We start from the raw sequence: 18,671 nt of genomic DNA on the forward strand, positions 1-18,671 counted from the left end.
CCGTCACCGAGGGGTCGGCGAGGGCTCCCGGGCATGGTCGACCAGGTCGTGCACCAGCCCGATGATGACGTCCATCTGAGCGATGACTTCGACGCGCAATCGGTCCTGCTGGTCCTCCGGCATGTCCGGAGTGTCCGGCCGGTCGAGTGACATCAGTAGATCGATGTTGGTGCGTAACGCTGTCAGCGGCTCCATCAGTTCCGCGCCGGCATCGATGATCAGCTGACCCTGCCGTGCTCGTGAACGAGACAGGGAAGCCAACATCTCGTTGAAGCTGTTGGCCAGAGATGCCAGTTCGTCGTCTCCGTTGACGTCGATGGGCTCGAAGTCTCCCGTGCGGGCAACACGTTCGGTACCGGCCCGCAGTCGCCTGACCGGGCGGAGTCCGGTGCGTGCCACGGCGGCACCCGCGACACCTGCCAGTGCGACGAGAAACGCACCGACCAGGACCAGGGCGAGCGTGAGTTTGCCGAGTAGCGGTGACGCCGCGCTGAGCGATTCGGCCACCAGGATCGTTTCGCCTGAGTCGGTGCGCTTGGCCGAAATGTAATAGCCCCGCGCCTCGCGCAGGGACTGATCGGTGTCGCCGTCGATGACCGATCTTTCCGCGGCGTCCAGAACGCCATCGGAATTGGTGAACGGCTCGGAGCCGTTCGTCGACGTCACCAATGCGCCGTCAGTCGTCGCGAAGGCGACCTTCACCGCGGTGCCCTCGGTGTCTCCGATGGCGAAGCCGAGCAGATTGGCCGGAACCCCCGTTGCCGCGCTGGCAATAATGGCGTCGCTGTTGCGTTCCACGCGGTCCGCGATCTGTGAGCGGAGGGCCTGCTCCGCGACGAGATAGATCGCGAGAGCACTGACGGCGACTGCCAGGGCCGCCACGCTCATCGTCAACACTCTGATGCGGCCGTGCAACGTCAGTGCTCGGGGGCGAGCGGTTGCACGTGGATTGCTCATTTCTCGAGTATGCCGGTCGATCAGCGAGGGCCACTCTGCAGGCCGCGTGGGCCGACGTCGACGTTCGGCGACGGTCGGCGACGGTCGGGGCCGAGCGGGTTCGTGTAGCGGGGTTCGGCTCCCCGACCCTGGTGCACGCGCGGCATGGGTTCGCCGTACTTCCGTGAAACTCCGATCTTCAGAAGGGCGGGGTGTCGGTGTCTTCGGCTGGGGGTTCTGTTTCGGGCTGTTGGTTGTCGGGTGGGTTGGGGTAGGCGATGTGGCCGGATCGTTTCGGTGTGGTGGGGATGTGTGGTCTGAGGTCGTTGCCGAGGATGGGTACGGCTGTGCCATTGGTGGGCAGGGTGATTCGGGTGGTTTTCGAGGTGGAGGTCCAGAGGATGGCTCCGCCGGGGAGCATGACGGCTGTCCAGTAGCCGGCGGTTTTGACGGTGTGGTGGTAGTCGCAGAGGCATTGGAGGTTGTTGAGGGTGGTCCAGCCGCCGCCGCGAGGGTTGGCGTGGTCGAAGGGCACTATGTGGTCGAGTTGGCAGCGTGTGGCGGGTCGGTGGCAGCCGGGGAAGCGGCAGTGTTTGTCGCGTAGTCGGACGGCTGCGGTGGTGAGGGTGTCGGGTCGGTAGATCAGGGCGCGGTCGGTGAGTGGGTCGCGGGGGACGGATTTTCCGAGGGTGGGGTCGGCGGCGATGGCGGCTTCGAGAGCCGCGGCCAGCGATGCGTTGCCGAGGTAGATGCCTGAGGGCGTGCGGTTTGCGGGTGTGTGGCCTGCAGTGGGGATCGTCGGGTTGTCCAGCCGGATTGCCGAGCGGAGGTCGAGTGCTCTCATGTTGCGGGCGGGATGTCTGATGTCGTCCAGGTCGAGGGCAGAGCTGTGCCGTGTGCCCCGGCCGAGGGGTGTGTGGGTGCAGAACAGGGCTGCGGCGGAGGTCAGCGATTGCGGGCGACGCTGGTTGTCGCGGCTGTCAGCTGTGTGTGGGGATGTGTCAGCGCTCGGACTCGATGGTCCGTCCTCCATTGCTGGTGAAGTTTCATCCGTCGGTGCCGCCGTTGTGGTGTCGGACCGTTCGTGTTGTGTTGCAGCTGAACGTGTATCGGACGCAACGTTGGGTGCCGTCTCCGCAATCGGCGCAGGTGCTTGTGCTGCATCGGAGCCACGGCCGGGATTTGTCCCCGGGCCGGAGGCCGAGTCCGCTGCTGTCGCCGGTGCTGGCGCAGTGGCCGTTGCCGTCACGCTTGTCGGCGAGGGCGAGGTGGTCGTTGCCGTCACGCTTGTCGGCGAAGAAGCTGGGGTGGGTGATGGTGCGGTGGTTGATTCGGTGGCGGGGTCATTGCTTGCGGCGGATTCGTTCGCCGGTTCCGTTTCCGGTGCAGTGGTCGCATCGGTATCGGTGGAAGTGCCGCATCCGGTCTCGGAGTCCGTTGCCGATGCTGTGTCTGTGCGAGTCTCGGTCCTGCTTGCTGCCGATGCCGTTGATGCTGCCGGGTCGGTGTTCGTCGGCGGATCCGTATCTTCTTCTGTTTCCGGCGTGGGGTTTTTCGGTGTTCGTTCCCATTCCCCGGTGTCCGGGTTCTGCACAGCGAGCCCGAGTTTCTCCGCCAGCGTCACTGCTTCGGTGAGCAGGATCTGCCAGTGACTGCTGCGTGCCAACTCTCGCGCGAGGTCGGGGTCGATGGATCCGTGCCCGGCGAGGTAGGCGGGGTTGGCGAGTAGTCCGATGAGGGTGGCGATGTCGACGGTGATCATCGTGAGCGGCACCCGCCGATCCGGCAACGCTGTGTCTTTCTTCGGGCAATCCTCGCGTTGGCACAGGCAAGCCAGTCGGGGTTCGCCGTGCATGCGGGCCATGAACGCATCGCACAGGCGTTCTTTCTTCCCGCGCGGGTCTTTCGGGCAGAGAGTATCGGCCATCTCCTCGAGGAGTTGCCATGCGGCGGCGGCCTCGGGTGCGGTCAGCTCGGCTCGGATGCGGGCGAGTTCGCCGGCGGGACTGTAGGTGACGGTCCGGAACTTCTTCGCGAACTCCCGCAACGCCGCGGCTTCCTCGGGTGCCACGCGCAGCAGGATGTCCCAGATCGCCTGTTCGAGCGGACCAGGGGACGACCTCCTCGCCGCCTCGACCACCTCGGCTTCGACGCGGGTGACGATGTCGTCGGAAAGATTGTCGAGGATCCGGCACACCGTCCGCACGCGGGGAAGGTCGATATCGCCGGTCTCGAAGGCTGCCCGCAGCAGCGGCATCCGCGTGTGCAGGGCGACGCCGACGGAGACATACGCTTCGGCGACGGTCGCGGAGCAGCCCAATGCCACTGCCATTTCGGTGCGTCCGTATCGGCTGTAGTGCTTGTGCTTGATGTCGCGGGTGATCCAGTCGCAGTGCACGCGATAGCAGGCGGTGATCTTGCGGGCCGCCTGCCGATTTTCCTCATGCGCGGCAGCGGTCAACGCCTCCAGTGACACGGTCGGGATTGCACCCATTTTTTCACCCCCTGGTGAGCAACATTTCAGAACGTGCGTTCGAACTGAAAGAAGACTATCTCGACCCACCGACAAGAACGGAAAGGCGGGTCGGGGCGGCTAACTTGCTGGTCAGAGCTGGTGATCGGGGCCGGCACCCTCGTTCCATCGTTGCGCCCATCGCCAGACTGGTTCGAGTGGCCGGCCCCAAATCATTGCCAAGTCTCGGGGAGGCAATAGGTGCTCGTCGGAGTCCTCGAGCAAACCGAACGGACCGCTCCGCGGCTCCCCGAAGGATGTGCCGAGCGGTTCAGGAGGTCCGGTCACACCGTCTAAGTAGGAGGAGCCGATTACCTCGACGAGTTCGTGTCGGGGTAATCGGCTCCGTAGACCGGATTTGTGTCTGCAACCGGACGATCAGCTACCGAGGACGCAGAACTGGCCGCTCGTGAGGTTCAGTGCCAGTGACAGGGGGCCGACGCAGTCGACGCCCTGAGCCTCGGAGGTAGCGCCCGATCCCCACCCGGCGACAGCGAGTGTCGTCTGTCCGGCGTCTGCCCACGAGTGAGCGATTCCGCCGCCGAGTGCCAGTGCGTACGCCGTCCCTGCATTCTTGCTCGCTCCGAGGGCGACGCCGTATCCGTTGGCATAGGTGGTCGTCGAGCCCGGGCCGTCGTTGACGCTGACTGCGGTGCCGCTGTCGGCAGCACCTGCGGTGGCCCGTCCGGTTCCGTTCGAGGTTGCTTCGCAGCTCGCGGTGTCGTCGACCTGGATGTCGTTGGCCGAGGGCGGAGACACACAGTTGACGGGGGCTGCCGACGCAGTGGCCGTGCCCGACAGGGCTGCAACCGTCAATCCCGAGCCCATGGCGAATATTGCTGCGGTGCGGGCAATTCGACTACCGAACCGACTGGACGTGCGCGCGGAGGAGGAGTTGGAGGACGAGAGACGGGGGAGGGAAACAGAGAACAAAAGAAAGCTCCTTCACGAGCGAAACGGGCCGGTGCGGCACACGGTACCCCGCCCCGCGAGTCCATGGCAGCAAGCCGGTGAGGTTTGTGTAACGGTGCCGCTGGCGTCCGGGGATGAATCGTCGTAGAAGTCCGGTTCCCCGCACCCTGACTGCAGCGGTCGCGGTACCCGGATGCGCGTTCGTGTTGCTGTTGTGCTCCGCTCCCGATCCATCGAATGTGCCTCCACCACTTGACTGTTCGACTTCTCTGGCAGGGCCGGCGCTCGCGCACGAGATGGCAGTCGACTCCGCCCGGCAGCGGGCCCCGGCGCCGATCGAATGCAAGGAAATCGTTACCGGACGGCTCTCGCTGATCGCCGACGATCCGACCGCGGCCGCGTCGAATACTGCCGATCTCGTCGAGGTGGAATCGACACGGTCGAGCCGACAGGGCGAACTCGACAGGTCGGTGTCACAGAAGAACTACCTCGCGTACCGGATCGATTTGTCGACGCTCACAATCAGTTTCACCTCCGAGACCGAAGATGCTGGCCGTCTGCGTCGATGGTCGAAGACCTGAACTCACGATCCGACGCGACCACAGTTTCGCTTGCCGCCAACGCACCTTCGGTCAGCGCGCGCTCCGACAGCCAGGGCTTCGAGCGAGCTCGAACGCCAACCCTTCAGACGCTGCCTTCGTATCCGTGCTGGCGCCATGCCTCGTACATCGTCACTGCTGCCGCGTTCGCCAGGTTCAACGATCGGCGGCCGGGAATCATCGGGATTCGCAGTCGATCGGTCACGTGCGGGTCGTCCAGAACGTCGTCGGGCAATCCAGTGGGTTCCGGTCCGAACAGGAGGACGTCGCCGGGTTCGTATGCGACGTCGGCGTAGGACCGGTCCGCGTGGGCGGTGTAGGCGAACACGCGAGTCGGCGCCAGCGCGGCCCACGCCGAGGGTAGGTCATCGTGCACCGTCACCGACGCCAGGTCGTGGTAGTCCAAGCCTGCCCGCTTGAGCTTCGGCTCGGACATGTCGAAGCCGAGCGGACCCACCAGGTGCAGTTCGCAGCCGGTCCCGGCGACCAGGCGAATCGCGTTGCCGGTGTTCTGTGGGATGCGGGGCTCGAAGAACATGAGTCGAAACACCCGGTTCACTCTGCCATCTCGAGCCCGGGAAGTATGGGGCAGGTGGACGACGAACAGACGATCGGTGAAGACTTTTCCGACACGCGACTGGACGGGCAGGAGTGGACCGGTAGGCAGTTCGTTCGGTGCACCTTTCGCGATGCGGACATGAGCGGCGTCCGAACCGACTCGGTGGTGTTCACCGAATGCGACTTCACCGGCACGGACCTCACCGAATCGATTCACACGAACTCCGCATTTCGATCGTGCACTTTCACTCGTACCAATCTGCAGCACAGTACTTTTCGTCATTCGACTCTGATGGGATCGATGTTCGTCGACAGTCGCATGCGTCCCGCGACGTACGACGAGGTCGACTTCACCCTCGCGTCTTTGGGTAGGGCCGACCTTCGTGGTCTCGATCTGACGGGGTGCCGAATGCGGGAGGCCAACCTGGTATCCGCAGACTTCCGCAAGGCCACGGTGCGATCGGTCGATTTCACCGGTGCCCGCACCGTCGACGCGAAGTTCGACGAGGCAGATCTGCGCGGAGCCGTCGCCGACGCATCGCTGTGGGTCAGCGCGAGCGTGCGCAACGCGAAGATCGAGCTGATGCAGGCCGTCGCATATGCAGGAGCGCACGGGCTCGTGGTCGAGGGCTGACGGCGGTGATCGGACCGGTGCGCCGCTGCTGACGCAGAACCTGGAACAATGACCGGGTGACTGCAACGATTCTCGATGGCAAAGCGACCCGTGACGAGATATTCGTCGATCTCACCGCCCGCGTGGCAGCGCTGCGTGAGAAGGGCATCACCCCAGGTCTGGCGACCGTATTGGTGGGCGACGATCCGGGTTCGGCTGCGTACGTCCGGGGCAAGCACAACGACTGCGCCAAGGTAGGCATCACGTCGATTCGTCGCGACCTACCCGCGGACATCACCCAGGCAGATCTCGAGGCCGTGATCGACGAACTCAATGCCAACCCCGAATGCACCGGCTACATCGTCCAACTGCCGTTGCCGAAGCATCTCGACGAGAACGCTGCGCTCGAGCGAATCGATCCGGACAAGGACGCCGACGGTCTGCACCCGATCAACCTCGGCCGTCTGGTGCTGGGCAAGGACGCCGCACTGCCGTGCACACCTCGCGGGATCGTGCACCTGCTGCGCCGCTACGACGTTGCTCTCGACGGCGCGCACGCGGTGGTCATCGGCCGCGGTGTGACGGTCGGGCGACCCATCGGACTGCTGCTCACGAGGCGTTCGGAGAACTCGACAGTTACTTTGTGCCACACCGGAACTCGTGATCTGGCCGCCGAGGTCTCACGTGCGGACATCGTCATCGCCGCTGCCGGAGTACCCGGATTGATCACTGCGGACATGGTCAAGCCTGGTGCTGCTGTGCTCGATGTCGGGGTGACCCGCACCGAGGACGGATTGCGCGGAGATGTCGCCGACGGTGTCGCGGAGGTGGCAGGTTTCCTCTCGCCCAACCCCGGCGGTGTCGGTCCGCTGACGCGGGCCTTTCTGCTCACCAATGTCGTCGAGCGCGCCGAACGCGTCGCCGCCGAGAGCTGAGCGGACCCGACGTGAACGATGCAGAGGACGAGCGAAGCGAGCCCGACCCGGGATTTCGCGCGGCAGTCGCGCGCAACCTACCGATCGTCGCAGTCTCGGTCGTCGTCCTCGCCGCGCTGATCCTGGTGCTGGCCGATCGCTGGCGGCGCGGCGCGTTCATCTTCGGATGCGCAGCGCTGCTGGCGGCCGTCCTGCGGCTGTGTCTGCCCGAAACACGTGTCGGCACACTGCAAGTGCGCAGTCGCGTGTTCGATGTGTTGGCGCTGGGTGGCGTCGGCGGAGCCATTGTCTTTCTGTCGCTATCGATCGATCCGCTGGGAACCGACTGACCTCGGATCTGGAGCGCCCGGTGAACGAGTGTGGTGTCAGCGCCGACCGAGGCGGGCCAGCTCCATCGTCTCGGCGAGCAGTTTGGCCACCGAATCGGCCTCGGTGAGGAAGCCGTCGTGTCCGTCACGCGACTGGATCACTTCGAGTCCGCGGCACTGGGGGAGTTCGCGAGCGATCTCCTTCTGCAGTCGAAGCGGATACAGGCGATCGGAGTCGACTCCGCCGACGATGGTCGGGACAGATGTGGACGCAAGAGCGTCGGCCACTCCGCCGCGGCCACGGCCTACGTCGTGTCGGTTCATCGCTTCGCTGAGCAGAACGTACGTCGCCGCGTCGAACCGGTTGACGAGCTTGGCAGCCTGATGCTCGAGGTAGCTCTGCGCGGAGTACCTGCCACCGGCCCACGGGTCTTCGTCGTTCTGCGGTGAGTTTCCGAACCTGATGTCGAGTTCGCTCTCGGTCCGGTACGTCAGATGCGCGATGCGCCGCGCGATGCCGAGTCCGGCCGACGGTGAGGTGCCGGTGTCGTGATAGTTGCCGCCGAGCCATCCCGGATCGGCTTTGATCGCGGCGATCTGTGTTGTCTGGGTGCCGATCTGGTCGGCAGTCGCCCTGGCACCGACCGCGAGGACCAACGCCGCCGCCACTCGGTCGGGATGTCCCACGATCCATTCCAGGGTGCGCATACCGCCCATCGAGCCGCCGACGACAGCAGCGAACCGCTCGATTCCGAGGACGTCGGCCACGGCCGCTTCCGCAGCGACCTGGTCGCGGATGGAGATGTCCGGGAAACGAGAGCCGTAGGGAGTGCCGTCGGGCGAGACGCTGCTCGGGCCCGTGGTCCCGCCGCACCCGCCGAGCACGTTCGTCGCCACGACGCACCACTCGTCGGTGTCGATGGGGCAGCCGGGACCGACCATTCCGTTCCACCACCCGGGCAGAGCGTGATCGGCGTCCGGCGCACCGGACACGTGCGAGTCCCCGGTGAGGGCGTGTTCGACGAGTACGACGTTGCTGCGGTCGGTGGCGAGTTCACCCCACCGCTGCACCGCGACGGTCACCTGGGGGATTCGCTCGCCGTTCTCGAGATCGAGACCACCGATGTCGATGGTGCCCAACCGCCCGTCCGGAGACGGAAGAACCGCCTCCGGACGAACGCCTGTGTCGCAGCTGTTGCTCAAGATGCCGCCGCGCTGAATCCGACCTCGAGATCGGCGATGATGTCGTCGATCCCCTCGATGCCCACGGCGAGACGGACCAGGCCGGGAGTGACGCCCGATGCCAGCTGCTCCTCCGGAGTCAGCTGGGAATGCGTGGTGGATGCGGGGTGGATGACGAGTGAGCGCACGTCTCCGATGTTAGCGACGTGGCTGTGCAGAGTGAGAGCGTTGACGAACTTCTTGCCCGCGTCCACACCGCCCTTCAGCTCGAACGCGATGATCGCGCCCTGCCCCTTCGGCAACAATTCCTGCCCACGCTGGTACCACGGCGACGATTCGAGTCCGGCGTAGTTGATCGAGACGACGTCGTCGCGACCGGCGAGGAAGGCAGCGACCTTCTGCGCATTCGCCACATGCCGCTCGATCCGAAGGCTCAACGTCTCCAGACCCTGACTGATGAGGAAGGCGTTGAACGGCGAGACTGCAGCACCGATGTCACGCAGCAGCTGGACGCGTGCCTTCAATGCGAACGCGGGCGCGCCCAGATCGGCGAACACGACGCCGTGGTAGCTCGGATCCGCGGTGGTGAAGTTGGGATGACGGCCCTGCGTCCAATCGAACGTGCCACCGTCGACGATGACGCCCGCGATTGCTGTTCCGTGTCCGCCGAGGTACTTCGTCGCCGAGTGAACCACGATGTCGGCACCGTGCTTCAACGGCTGCAGCAGGTACGGCGTCGCCACGGTGTTGTCCACGATCAGCGGGATGCCGTTCTCGTGGGCCACTGCCGAGATCCCCGGGATATCGAGGATGTCGTTCTTGGGGTTCGAGATCGACTCGCCGTAGAACGCCTTGGTCGACGGAGTGATCGCGGCACGCCATTGCTCGAGGTCGTCGGGATCGTCGACGAACGAGACGGTGATACCCAGCTTGGGGAGCGTGTAGTGGAACAGGTTGTACGTGCCGCCGTAGAGCCGCGGACTCGACACGATGTGGTCGCCCGCCTCGGCGAGGTTGAGAATCGCGAACGTCTCGGCGGCCTGCCCCGACGCGAGGAGCAATGCCGCGACGCCACCTTCGAGGGCCGCGATGCGCTGCTCGACGACATCCTGTGTCGGGTTGATGATCCGGGTGTAGATGTTGCCGGGCTCGGCCAGACCGAACAAGGCGGCGGCGTGATCGGTGTTGTCGAACGTGTACGAGGTGGTCTGGTAGATGGGCAACGCACGAGCCCTGGTGGTGCCATCCGGTGTCTGACCCGAATGGATCTGCTTGGTCTCGAAGCTCCAGTCGGCTGCGGGATCGGTGAACGGATCCTCGGTGGGTGCTCCGGTGGCGTCGACGACGTCGGGGGTGGAATCGGTCATGGCTGGTGATACTCCGTTTTATTGAGACGAGTGTGTCTGAGACGAATCGAATGTCGAATCAAGCTCGAGAAGTCGAGCGCTACGGGGCGTATCGGTACAGCAACACATGGAAGAACCTCCTGACAGGCTTCGGCCCCTGGGGACCGAAGGTTCAGTGGGTCCGCTTCCTGCGGACCCGCGCTTGTCGAAACGGCACTCGCGTGCCGTATCGGCCTGGTCGTTCACCCGGGGCACCCCACCGCGGTTGGAGGGTTGCCGGCCAGCAAGCCGGGGCTCGATGCTGGCACTCATGACCTGGCGAACATCGTAGCGGGTAACGGCACCCCACCGGAACGAGGGCACGGCATCCGATCGGGTCGAGCTCGAGCAGATGTTCGGGTGAGGACAATCACGGTGCATCCACGCGAAACAATCTGCCGTCGGGAAGACAATTGACGGGAGCGACGTTGCCTTCTGGGTCGGGCCCGGTGGGTCCCCGACCGCAGGCTCGAATTCCGGCCGCTTCCTCTGCCCCCGATTTGCACACGAAGGTTGTACTGCTGTGACTGTCACCGATTCCGCTCTTGCCCGAGTCAGCGCTGTGCGCGGCAAGGTGTCGAGTGGCCTGAGTGTCAGTCACCGACCGCACTCCACCCGCCGCAAGCTCGCGATGCTGGCACTGTCCATCGGCGGCTTCGGAATCGGCACCACGGAGTTCGCGTCGATGGGTCTGTTGCCGGACATCGCCACGACGATGGGGATCTCCGAGCCCTCGGCCGGCCACATGATCTCCGCGTATGCGCTCGGCGTCGTGGTCGGTGCGCCGACCATCGCAGCCCTGGCTGCTCGCGTTCCCCGGCGGATGTTGCTACTGGCGCTGATGGTGGCCTTCACCCTCGGCAACCTCGGCACGGTGTTCGCGCCCAGCTTCAACGAACTCGTCGCCTCGCGCTTCGTCGCCGGCCTGCCGCACGGTGCGTACTTCGGTGTCGCGGCCCTGGTGGCTGCTCACCTCGCCGAACCCGGCAAGCGAGCCAAGGCCGTCGCGATGGTGATGATGGGACTCTCCGTCGCGAACGTCGTCGGCGTCCCGGTGGCGACCTGGATCGGGCAGGCGTTGGGATGGCGCAGTGCATTCACGCTCGTGGCTGTCATCGGTGCCCTCACCGTCGCCGCGCTCGTCCTCTGGATGCCACGACTCGATGCGATGCCGACCACCAGCCCCATCACCGAGCTGGGCGCACTGCGCCGCAGCCAGGTGTGGATGACCCTGTTCGTGGGCATCGTCGGATTCGGCGGCATGTTCGCGGTCTACACCTACATCGCGTCGACTCTGACCGACGTCGCCGGTCTCGCCCGCGCACTCGTTCCGGTCGCCCTGATGATCTACGGACTCGGAATGGTCGTCGGAAACTACGCCGGCGGCTGGCTCGCCGACAGGTACCAGCTCAAGGGCACCTTCGTCGGTCTGGCCGCTACTGCGGTAACTCTTGCGGTGTTCGTCGTGGCCGCACACAATCCGATCACCGCACTCCTGCTGGTGTTCCTCATCGGCGCGTCCGGCTCTTCTGTGGTCCCTGGTCTGCAGACGAGGTTGATGGACGTGGCCGAGGACGCTCAGACGCTCGCCGCATCGCTCAACCATGCCGCGTTCAACCTGGCCAACGCCATCGGAGCGGCAGTCGGTGGTGCCGTGATCGCCGCAGGATTCGGGTACACGGCACCCGCCGCCGTCGGCTCGGGCCTGGCGGTGGCCGGTCTCGGTGTACTGGCCACCGCCATGTGGATGGACAAGCGTTCCGCCGCGTAGGAGCGCCCAGGATCAGCCGGTGATCGTTACCGGCGTTCCACCGAGTGCGATGTGAAACGCGCCTGGCTCAACCTTCACCGAACCTCCACATTTCCCGACGGGCTCCTCCACGTGCGCCCTCTAGGGTCAATTCTCATGAGCCGCACAGTTCTCGTCGTCGACGACGAGCCCACGATCTCCGACGCCGTTGCCGCTCGGCTGCGCGGCGAAGGGTACGAGGTCGTCACTGCCGCCGACGGGCCGGCTGCCGTCGACGCGTGCGCCAGGATCGATCCCGACGTGGTGGTGCTCGATCTGATGCTGCCCGGGTTCGACGGGCTCGAGGTGTGCCGCCGTATCCAGGCGTCCCGCCCGGTCCCGGTGTTGATGTTGACGGCCAAGTCCGACGAGACGGACATGCTCGTCGGCTTGGGCGTCGGCGCGGACGACTACCTGGGTAAGCCGTTCAGTATGCGCGAGTTGGTCGCTCGCGTGCACGCCCTGGTTCGGCGTGCCGAGCGAACGGTGGCAGCCGAACCGCAGGCGGTTCGAGTCGGTGACGTGCAGATCGATCACCGGGAACGGCGGGTGACCACTTCCTCCGGTGACATCCACTTGACCAGAACGGAATTCGACATCCTCGCCTATCTGGCGGCTCGGCCGCGTACTGCGGTCTCGCGGGAGACTCTACTGTCGGAGCTCTGGGGCTGGGACGATTCGGCCAGCAGCAGGACGGTCGATTCTCACGTGAAAGCGTTGCGTCGCAAACTCGGTGGCGATCTCATCCGCACCGTGCACGGCGTCGGCTATGCCGTGGAGTCGCCGCGATGACGCGCATGCTGCCGCGTCCGTTGGATCCGTTGCGGTCGTTCAAGCTCAAGGTTTCGCTCGTCGTCGGTATCGTGCTGGTGCTCGCGAGCGTCGTCTTCTGGATCGGGGCGGGCTGGCAATTTCGCTACACCCTCCTCGCAGCTCTCGTCGTGTCCTTGGCCGTGACACAGTTCGTCGCCCACGGGATGACGTCGCCGCTGCGCGAGATGACCTCGGCCGCCAAAGCGATGGCGCGAGGGGACTATTCGACACGAGTGCGAGCCACGTCGAGGGACGAGGTGGGTGAGCTCGCCACGGCGTTCAACACCATGGCGAGTGACCTGGAAGCTGCCGAGAAGTACCGCCGCGAACTGATCGGCAACGTCTCGCACGAGTTGAAGACGCCCATCGCTGCGCTGCGTGCCGTGCTCGAGAACATGGTCGACGGGGTGACCGACGCGAATCCCGCAACGCTGTCGGTGGCGCTGCGTCAAACCGAACGACTCGGAGATCTGGTCAGCGAACTGCTCGACCTGTCTCGGGTGGAGGGCGGTGTGCTCACCATTGCCCCGGAGGAGTTCGCGGTGCAGCAATTCCTCGAGGACGCGACCTCCGTTCACCGAGGACGAGTGTCGATCGTCGTCTCGCCCGGAGATTCGACGGTCGTGGCCGACCGATCTCGCATGACACAGTGATCACCAACCTCGTCGACAACGCTGTGCGGCATTCCCCCCATTCGAGCACTGTGACGCTGCGGGCTCACCGAATCGGCGGAGCCTATGCATTCGACGTCGTAGACCAGGGGCCGGGCATCGCCCTCGCCGATCGCCATGCGGTGTTCGACCGATTCACCCGCGGCGGATCCACCGACGGCGGAACAGGTCTCGGCCTCGGCATCGCCCGCTGGGCCACCGAGCTGCACGGCGGAACCATCGAAGTTCTCGACACCGAATTCGGCTGCCACATCAGAGTGGCCATCCCCGAGCACTGACTTTCCCGATCCACCCGAACCGCGACTGCTCGTCTCCGGACTGCAGCCGCCGACCTTCCATGCCCGAAACACACAAGAAGGAAGTGTTATGAGCACGATCGACATTCCGATTCAGCCGAGATCGAAGCACGGGCGCTCTGTCTGGGGGCCGCGCACTTGGCCGGTGCTGCGGTATTCGCAGCCCCCGCGCGCGGCACTCCTCGGGTCGGCTCTCGCCGGACTGGTCGGTGCAGCGACGTTGGTGGACAACACGTTCGGTGTGCCGGTCACTGCCGTGGCCTTCGTCGTCGTCCTGCTCGCAGCCCGCCGCGGCAGGCTCTCGCGGTGGGAATGGGCCGGCGTGGCAGGAGCGCTGGCCTTGGCGAGCGTGTCTGCACTGCGCGCGGCCGAGTGGATCGTGACGATGTCGACGACGCTGGCCATCGTGGTCGCAGTGGTGGTGCTCTCCCGCGCCTGGACGTGGACGGGAATTGCACTCGGCGGTCTCCTGCCGGTGTTGCTGCCGGTGCGAGTTGCTCGGTGGATCCGACGCGGAGCCGGTTCGATCGACCTGGAGGGGCCGCGGCCGGTGCGGGCCGGCATGGTCGCCGCTGTCACGATCGCACTCGTCGTCGTGTTCGCAGCGTTGTTCGGTGCAGCCGACAAGCGCTTCTCGGATGCGCTGGGCGCGGTGACGCCCGAGTTCGATGCCGCGTCCATCTTCGGACGCATTCTCGTCTTCGTGCTCACTGCAGCAGGTGCGCTCGCGGTCTGCTACGTCGCGCTGCATCCGCCTCGATTCGATCGCCTTGCTCCGTCGCCGCGTCGATCGGTGCAGTTGTGGGAGTGGATGATTCCGCTCGGGGCGGTGGTGGCGTTGTTCGTCGTGTTCGTCGGGTTCCAGGTTCCGACGCTGTTCGGCGGGCAGGGGCATGTGGCGACCACGGAGGGACTGACCAATGCCGAGTACGCCCGGCAGGGCTTCTGGCAATTGCTGGCAGTGACGGTACTGACACTGTTCGTCATTGCGGTGACGGTCGCGAAGGCCCCGCGAAACCGCCGAGGAGATCGAATTGCATTGCGGGCGTTGCTCGGAGCGCTGTGCCTGCTGTCGTTGGTGATCGTTGCGTCGGCGCTGCATCGAATGTCCCTGTACGAGCAGCAGTACGGCTACACCACCCTCAGGTTGTTCGTCACGGCCGTCGAGTGGTGGCTGGGCTCGGTGTTCGTACTGCTTCTGATCTCGGGCGCGCGGATGTCGGGGCGCTGGCTACCGAGAGCCGTGGGCGTCGGTGCGGTTCTGACCGTGCTCACTCTGGCGGCGTTGAACCCCGACGCGTACATCGCACGGCACAACGTCGATCGCTTCGAGCAGACCGGACGCATCGATACGTCCTACGTCGGTGGGTTGTCGTCCGACGCCGACGCGGAGCTCGAGCGACTGCCCGTCTACGTGCGTCCCTGCGTGCAAGCCCGAGGTCCGGTGTTCGTCGGGGATACCTGGCACCTGTGCACGGACCCTGCGGTATCTGTACCCTGAGCAACGACTCGGGTTCGGTGGCATACCAGGGAGGTGCGGGATGAGATACCAGCGCATGGTCGTCACCTCGCTGCTACTCGTGACGCTGTACCTGACGATGCCGACCGCAACCGCAGACGTGGCCCTGATCCTCGTCGCGGCGCTGGCAACGCTGATGCTGCTCGCACACCGTGTCGATGTTCCGGCACTGCTGCGCCTGCTGCCGAACGTCGGCCCCGCCGCAGAGGAACGCCATCTTCGAGGCTCGTTCCGGCGTCAGCATCGCCCGGATGCTCCGGGCCGCCCACAGCCACGAGCACCCGGTGCACTGGTGGGGGCACTGTAGCTCGACAGTTCCCCCACGCCTTCGCAATCCGTTGTCCGCGAGGCTGTCCCAAGGAACCGAAGATGCTCGATTCTCGAACCCTCCACCTGGCGATGCGACGTTACGCCGGGACACTGGTCGGCGTCCTTGCCGTCCTGCTCGTCGTCTTCGCTGTCGTCGACGCACAACCCGCCGCACAGATAGCGATGTTCGGTGCGTTGGTCGCGGCGTCCCTGGTCGTCCTCGGTGCGCCGTGCGACCTCGCCGTGATCGCACCGCTGTCGTCGTGCGCCGCAGGCGCGGACGGTCGGCGGCTTCGTGGATCGTTCCGCAGGCAACAGCAACCCGATGCGCCCGGTCGCCCCATGCCCAGAGCACCCGGTCCGGTCCACGGACCGGACCGGTGGCTCCAGTTCTCCTGAGCCACTGCGAGATCCGGTCGAGACGCCAACCGACCGACTTCTCTCACAGTGAGGTTCTCCACCATGCTCGATGTCGTCTACTATCCCGTCTCCGCGGTGCTGTGGTTCTGGCACAGAGTCTTCGGGGCTGTGCTCGGCCCCGACAACGGCTTCGCCTGGGCCTTGGCGGTGATATTCCTGGTTTTCACGCTGCGCGCGCTGCTGATCAAGCCGTTCGTCAGTCAGATTCGTTCGCAGCTAGCCATGAAAAGGCTCCAACCGCAGATCAAGGCCGTACAGAAGAAATACTCCGGGGACCGTGCTCGACAGGCAACCGAGATGCGGAAATTGCAGCAGGAACACGGTTTCAACCCCTTGATGGGGTGCCTGCCCCTGCTGGCGCAGGGCCCGGTTTTCATCGGCCTGCTGCACGTGCTGCGCTCGTTCAACCGAACCGGAACAGGATTCGGTCATCTCGGCATGACGGCGCAGGAGAATGCGAACACCGCGAACTACGTCTTCAGCGCTGCCGATGTGCAGTCCTTTCTCGACGCGCGACTGTTCGGTGCGCCGATCTCTGCTGCTATGAACAGCTCGCGCGAGGTTCTGGAGGCATTCGGCCCGTTCGGGGGAGTGCCGTCGGTGTTGAGCATCGCGCTCGTCGCGGTCCCGCTGATGATCGTCGCTGCGGTGGCCACGCATCTGAACTCGCGGGCGTCTGTCGCTCGGCAGGACGCAGCGGCGCTGGCAAACCCGCAGACCGCGATCATGAACAAGCTCGTGCTCTGGGTGTTCCCGGCAGGCGTGCTCGTCGGTGGGCCGGTACTTCCTATCGCGGTGTTGCTGTACTGGGTGAGCAACAACATCTGGACCTACGCCCAGCAGCACCTCGTCTACCGACGCATCGATCGAGAACCGACTACCTCGCCGGAGGTGACATCGGCGGTCACCGCCCCCAAGCCCGGGGCCAAGCCGAGGCGTCCTTAGCAACCTCGCCGGAGGTGCCGCCGGCAGAAGGCGACCTGCCGACTGTCGGTGGGCTCCGCTACCGTCGTCGGCGTGCCGATCACTGTTTCCACTGTCAACGTCAACGGAATTCGCGCAGCTGTTCGCAAGGGCATGCTGCCATGGCTCGAGACCACCGATGCCGACGTCATCTGCCTGCAGGAAACCCGCGCCAACGACGGGGAACTGACCAAGGCGTTGGCCCCGGCCCTCGATGCGGGCTGGCACCTGGCCTCGGCCGAGCCGTCCGCGAAGGGCCGCAACGGGGTGGCCTTGCTGTCGAAGGCGGCTCCCGACGCGATTCGCACCGGCATCGGTGCCGCCGAATTCGCCGATGTGGGTCGCTACATCGAAGGTGACTTCGGCGATGTCACCGTGGCGAGCCTGTATCTGCCCTCGGGCGAGGTGGGTACCGAACGTCAGGACGAGAAGGAACGCTTCATGGCGGCGTTCGCTAAGTATCTGGCCAAGACGGCCAAGGCCGCGAAGTCCGACGATCGGGACGTGGTGGTGTGCGGCGATTGGAACATCGCCCACACCGAGGCCGATCTCAAGGCGTGGAAGACCAACCGCAAGAACTCCGGCTTCCTGCCCGAGGAACGCGAGTGGGTGGCGCGGTTGCTCGCCGAGAAGGCACCGTGGACCGACGTCGTACGTGCGCTGCACCCGGGCGTCGAAGGTCCGTACAGCTGGTGGTCCTACCGCGGCAAGGCCTTCGACAACGACGCCGGGTGGCGGATCGACTATCAGTTGGCCACGAGCGATCTGGCCGAGCGCGCCAAGGAAGCGATCACCGAGCGGGCCGAGGCGTACGACCAGCGATGGTCCGATCATGCTCCGGTGACAGTGCGCTACCGCTAGGCAGGGAGTTGGCGTCGATGGGGTCGTGAAAAGATTGCGGTATGTCTTCTTCCGACTCCATCGACACTCCGCAAGGTCCGCGTAGGCGGGTACTCTCCGGCATCCAACCGACTGCGGATTCGTTCCATCTCGGTAACTACCTGGGCGCGGTGCGGAACTGGGTGGAGTTGCAGGACGAGTTCGACGCGTTCTATTTCATTCCGGACCTGCATGCGATCACCGTTCCGCAGGATCCCAAGGAGCTTCGCCGCCGCACCCGGGTGGCCGCGGCGCAGTTGCTCGCGGTAGGGATCGATCCGGAGAAGTCGACGCTGTTCGTGCAGAGTCAGGTGCCCGAGCATGCGCAGCTGGCGTGGGTTCTGAACTGCATCACCGGATTCGGCGAAGCAGCGAGGATGACGCAGTTCAAGGACAAGTCTGCCAAGCAGGGTCGCGATCACACCAGTGTCGGGCTGTTCACCTACCCGATTCTGCAGGCCGCGGACATTCTTCTCTATCGGCCGAATCTGGTGCCCGTGGGCGAGGATCAGCGGCAACACCTGGAGCTGACTCGCGATCTGGCGCAGCGTTTCAACACGCGGTTCAAGAAGACGTTCGTCGTGCCCGATGCGCACATCATCAAGGGCACCGCGAAGATCTTCGACCTACAGGATCCCACCGCGAAAATGAGCAAGTCCTCGTCGAATCCGGCGGGCATCGTCAACATTCTCGACGATCCGAAGGTGTCGGCCAAGAAGATTCGATCGGCAGTGACGGACAACGAACGCGACATCGTGTTCGATCCGGAGAACAAAGCGGGCGTCAGCAACCTACTGGTGATTCAGTCCGCGCTGTCGGGCGTGAGTATCGACGATCTCGTTGCCGGGTACGCGGGCAAGGGCTACGGCGACCTCAAATCCGACACCGCCGACGTTCTGACCGAGTTCGTCGTTCCGCTGCGGGAGCGGATGGACGGGTTCATGGCGGATGTGGCCGAACTCGACCGCATCCTCGCGTCCGGTGCGGATCGAGCCAGGGAAGTGGCGAGTCGAACGCTCGCTCAGGTCTACGACAGGGTGGGTTTCCTGCCTCCGGGTGCATAGCATCTACG

At 65.2% G+C, this 18,671-nt stretch carries 18 protein-coding genes, 1 pseudogene and 1 riboswitch; of the genes and pseudogenes, 13 read left to right on the forward strand and 6 right to left on the reverse strand.

What is annotated here, in order from left to right; translation table 11 throughout:
• Positions 1-3: 3 nt before the first annotated feature.
• The 3 genes from R3P93_RS01390 to R3P93_RS01400 form a co-directional block, all read right to left on the reverse strand.
• Positions 4-957, reverse strand: coding sequence for a methyl-accepting chemotaxis protein (locus R3P93_RS01390; protein WP_149405376.1), 954 nt, complete (start codon positions 955-957; stop codon positions 4-6).
• A 178-nt stretch (positions 958-1,135) separates the two neighbouring features.
• The gene (locus R3P93_RS01395) at positions 1,136-3,430 is read right to left on the reverse strand and encodes a DUF222 domain-containing protein (RefSeq protein ID WP_317532267.1); all 2,295 of its coding nucleotides are present in this window, start codon (positions 3,428-3,430) and stop codon (positions 1,136-1,138) included.
• Positions 3,431-3,826: 396 nt separating this feature from the next.
• Complete coding sequence (locus R3P93_RS01400; RefSeq protein WP_317532268.1) at positions 3,827-4,381, reverse strand: DUF6764 family protein; 555 nt, start codon at positions 4,379-4,381, stop codon at positions 3,827-3,829.
• A 113-nt stretch (positions 4,382-4,494) separates the two neighbouring features.
• On the opposite strand from R3P93_RS01400, the gene R3P93_RS01405 reads away from it, so the two are divergent.
• A complete protein-coding gene (locus tag R3P93_RS01405) occupies positions 4,495-4,941 on the forward strand; it encodes a DUF4349 domain-containing protein (protein WP_317532269.1) in 447 nt (148 codons plus the stop codon).
• Positions 4,942-5,044: 103 nt separating this feature from the next.
• Here R3P93_RS01405 and R3P93_RS01410 read toward each other — a convergent pair whose 3' ends face one another.
• On the reverse strand, positions 5,045-5,509 hold the full coding sequence (locus R3P93_RS01410; RefSeq protein ID WP_317532270.1) for a tRNA (cytidine(34)-2'-O)-methyltransferase: 465 nt from the start codon (positions 5,507-5,509) through the stop codon (positions 5,045-5,047).
• A 33-nt stretch (positions 5,510-5,542) separates the two neighbouring features.
• Here R3P93_RS01410 and R3P93_RS01415 point away from each other — a divergent pair, with 33 nt between their 5' ends.
• From R3P93_RS01415 to R3P93_RS01425, 3 genes are read left to right on the forward strand one after another with little or no spacing between them, the layout of a single operon-like run.
• Positions 5,543-6,151, forward strand: a complete 609-nt coding sequence (locus tag R3P93_RS01415) for a pentapeptide repeat-containing protein (protein WP_317532271.1) — start codon at positions 5,543-5,545, stop codon at positions 6,149-6,151.
• A 56-nt stretch (positions 6,152-6,207) separates the two neighbouring features.
• Positions 6,208-7,065 (forward strand): bifunctional methylenetetrahydrofolate dehydrogenase/methenyltetrahydrofolate cyclohydrolase, encoded by an 858-nt coding sequence (locus tag R3P93_RS01420; RefSeq protein ID WP_317532272.1) that lies wholly within the window; start codon positions 6,208-6,210, stop codon positions 7,063-7,065.
• A gap of 11 nt (positions 7,066-7,076) precedes the next feature.
• A complete protein-coding gene (locus R3P93_RS01425) occupies positions 7,077-7,394 on the forward strand; it encodes a DUF3017 domain-containing protein (protein ID WP_068051743.1) in 318 nt (105 codons plus the stop codon).
• A 36-nt stretch (positions 7,395-7,430) separates the two neighbouring features.
• On the opposite strand, the gene metX is transcribed toward R3P93_RS01425, so the two are convergent.
• A complete protein-coding gene (gene metX, locus R3P93_RS01430; RefSeq protein WP_317532273.1) occupies positions 7,431-8,576 on the reverse strand; it encodes a homoserine O-acetyltransferase MetX in 1,146 nt (381 codons plus the stop codon).
• Positions 8,573-9,922 (reverse strand): bifunctional o-acetylhomoserine/o-acetylserine sulfhydrylase, encoded by a 1,350-nt coding sequence (locus tag R3P93_RS01435; RefSeq protein ID WP_082323496.1) that lies wholly within the window; start codon positions 9,920-9,922, stop codon positions 8,573-8,575. Before R3P93_RS01435 ends, metX begins: the two co-directional genes overlap by 4 nt.
• Before the next feature lie 172 nt (positions 9,923-10,094).
• Positions 10,095-10,217, reverse strand: a riboswitch (SAM riboswitch).
• Between the two features lie 354 nt (positions 10,218-10,571).
• Here R3P93_RS01435 and R3P93_RS01440 point away from each other — a divergent pair.
• The 9 genes and pseudogenes from R3P93_RS01440 (at position 10,572) to trpS (ending at position 18,663) form a co-directional block, all read left to right on the forward strand.
• Entirely contained in the window at positions 10,572-11,711 is a 1,140-nt protein-coding gene (locus tag R3P93_RS01440) for an MFS transporter (protein ID WP_068051784.1), read from the forward strand.
• 135 nt (positions 11,712-11,846) lie between these two features.
• A complete protein-coding gene (locus tag R3P93_RS01445; RefSeq protein WP_283347107.1) occupies positions 11,847-12,521 on the forward strand; it encodes a response regulator transcription factor in 675 nt (224 codons plus the stop codon).
• Positions 12,518-13,491 (forward strand): annotated as a pseudogene (locus tag R3P93_RS01450) (HAMP domain-containing sensor histidine kinase). Before R3P93_RS01445 ends, R3P93_RS01450 begins: the two are co-directional and overlap by 4 nt.
• Before the next feature lie 88 nt (positions 13,492-13,579).
• The gene (locus R3P93_RS01455; RefSeq protein WP_317532274.1) at positions 13,580-15,010 is read left to right on the forward strand and encodes a DUF4153 domain-containing protein; all 1,431 of its coding nucleotides are present in this window, start codon (positions 13,580-13,582) and stop codon (positions 15,008-15,010) included.
• A 40-nt stretch (positions 15,011-15,050) separates the two neighbouring features.
• Positions 15,051-15,335, forward strand: coding sequence for a DUF6412 domain-containing protein (locus tag R3P93_RS01460; protein WP_068051721.1), 285 nt, complete (start codon positions 15,051-15,053; stop codon positions 15,333-15,335).
• Positions 15,336-15,397: 62 nt separating this feature from the next.
• Positions 15,398-15,736, forward strand: coding sequence for a DUF6412 domain-containing protein (locus tag R3P93_RS01465; protein ID WP_317532275.1), 339 nt, complete (start codon positions 15,398-15,400; stop codon positions 15,734-15,736).
• Positions 15,737-15,799: 63 nt separating this feature from the next.
• Positions 15,800-16,702 carry a membrane protein insertase YidC gene (gene yidC / locus R3P93_RS01470; RefSeq protein ID WP_317532276.1) on the forward strand — a complete coding sequence of 301 codons (903 nt, stop codon included), beginning with the start codon at positions 15,800-15,802 and terminating at the stop codon, positions 16,700-16,702.
• Between the two features lie 132 nt (positions 16,703-16,834).
• Positions 16,835-17,581 (forward strand): exodeoxyribonuclease III, encoded by a 747-nt coding sequence (locus R3P93_RS01475; protein WP_394855246.1) that lies wholly within the window; start codon positions 16,835-16,837, stop codon positions 17,579-17,581.
• Positions 17,582-17,622: 41 nt separating this feature from the next.
• A complete protein-coding gene (gene trpS / locus R3P93_RS01480; protein WP_283347100.1) occupies positions 17,623-18,663 on the forward strand; it encodes a tryptophan--tRNA ligase in 1,041 nt (346 codons plus the stop codon).
• Positions 18,664-18,671 lie beyond the last annotated feature (8 nt).

The sequence above is a fragment of the Rhodococcus cerastii genome (assembly GCF_033042195.1).
GTDB lineage: Bacteria > Actinomycetota > Actinomycetes > Mycobacteriales > Mycobacteriaceae > Rhodococcoides.

Excerpts from the sequence above, each read along its gene's own strand:
- R3P93_RS01390 (WP_149405376.1), bottom strand. The coding sequence starts at position 957 with ATGAGCAATCCACGTGCAACCGCTCGCCCCCGAGCACTGACGTTGCAC.
- R3P93_RS01395 (WP_317532267.1), bottom strand. The coding sequence starts at position 3,430 with ATGGGTGCAATCCCGACCGTGTCACTGGAGGCGTTGACCGCTGCCGCG.
- R3P93_RS01405 (WP_317532269.1), top strand. The coding sequence starts at position 4,495 with ATGAATCGTCGTAGAAGTCCGGTTCCCCGCACCCTGACTGCAGCGGTC.
- R3P93_RS01415 (WP_317532271.1), top strand. The coding sequence starts at position 5,543 with ATGGGGCAGGTGGACGACGAACAGACGATCGGTGAAGACTTTTCCGAC.
- R3P93_RS01435 (WP_082323496.1), bottom strand. The coding sequence starts at position 9,922 with ATGACCGATTCCACCCCCGACGTCGTCGACGCCACCGGAGCACCCACC.
- R3P93_RS01440 (WP_068051784.1), top strand. The coding sequence starts at position 10,572 with ATGCTGGCACTGTCCATCGGCGGCTTCGGAATCGGCACCACGGAGTTC.
- R3P93_RS01445 (WP_283347107.1), top strand. The coding sequence starts at position 11,847 with ATGAGCCGCACAGTTCTCGTCGTCGACGACGAGCCCACGATCTCCGAC.
- R3P93_RS01455 (WP_317532274.1), top strand. The coding sequence starts at position 13,580 with ATGAGCACGATCGACATTCCGATTCAGCCGAGATCGAAGCACGGGCGC.
- R3P93_RS01460 (WP_068051721.1), top strand. The coding sequence starts at position 15,051 with ATGAGATACCAGCGCATGGTCGTCACCTCGCTGCTACTCGTGACGCTG.
- R3P93_RS01465 (WP_317532275.1), top strand. The coding sequence starts at position 15,398 with ATGCTCGATTCTCGAACCCTCCACCTGGCGATGCGACGTTACGCCGGG.
- yidC (WP_317532276.1), top strand. The coding sequence starts at position 15,800 with ATGCTCGATGTCGTCTACTATCCCGTCTCCGCGGTGCTGTGGTTCTGG.
- R3P93_RS01475 (WP_394855246.1), top strand. The coding sequence starts at position 16,835 with ATGCTGCCATGGCTCGAGACCACCGATGCCGACGTCATCTGCCTGCAG.
- trpS (WP_283347100.1), top strand. The coding sequence starts at position 17,623 with ATGTCTTCTTCCGACTCCATCGACACTCCGCAAGGTCCGCGTAGGCGG.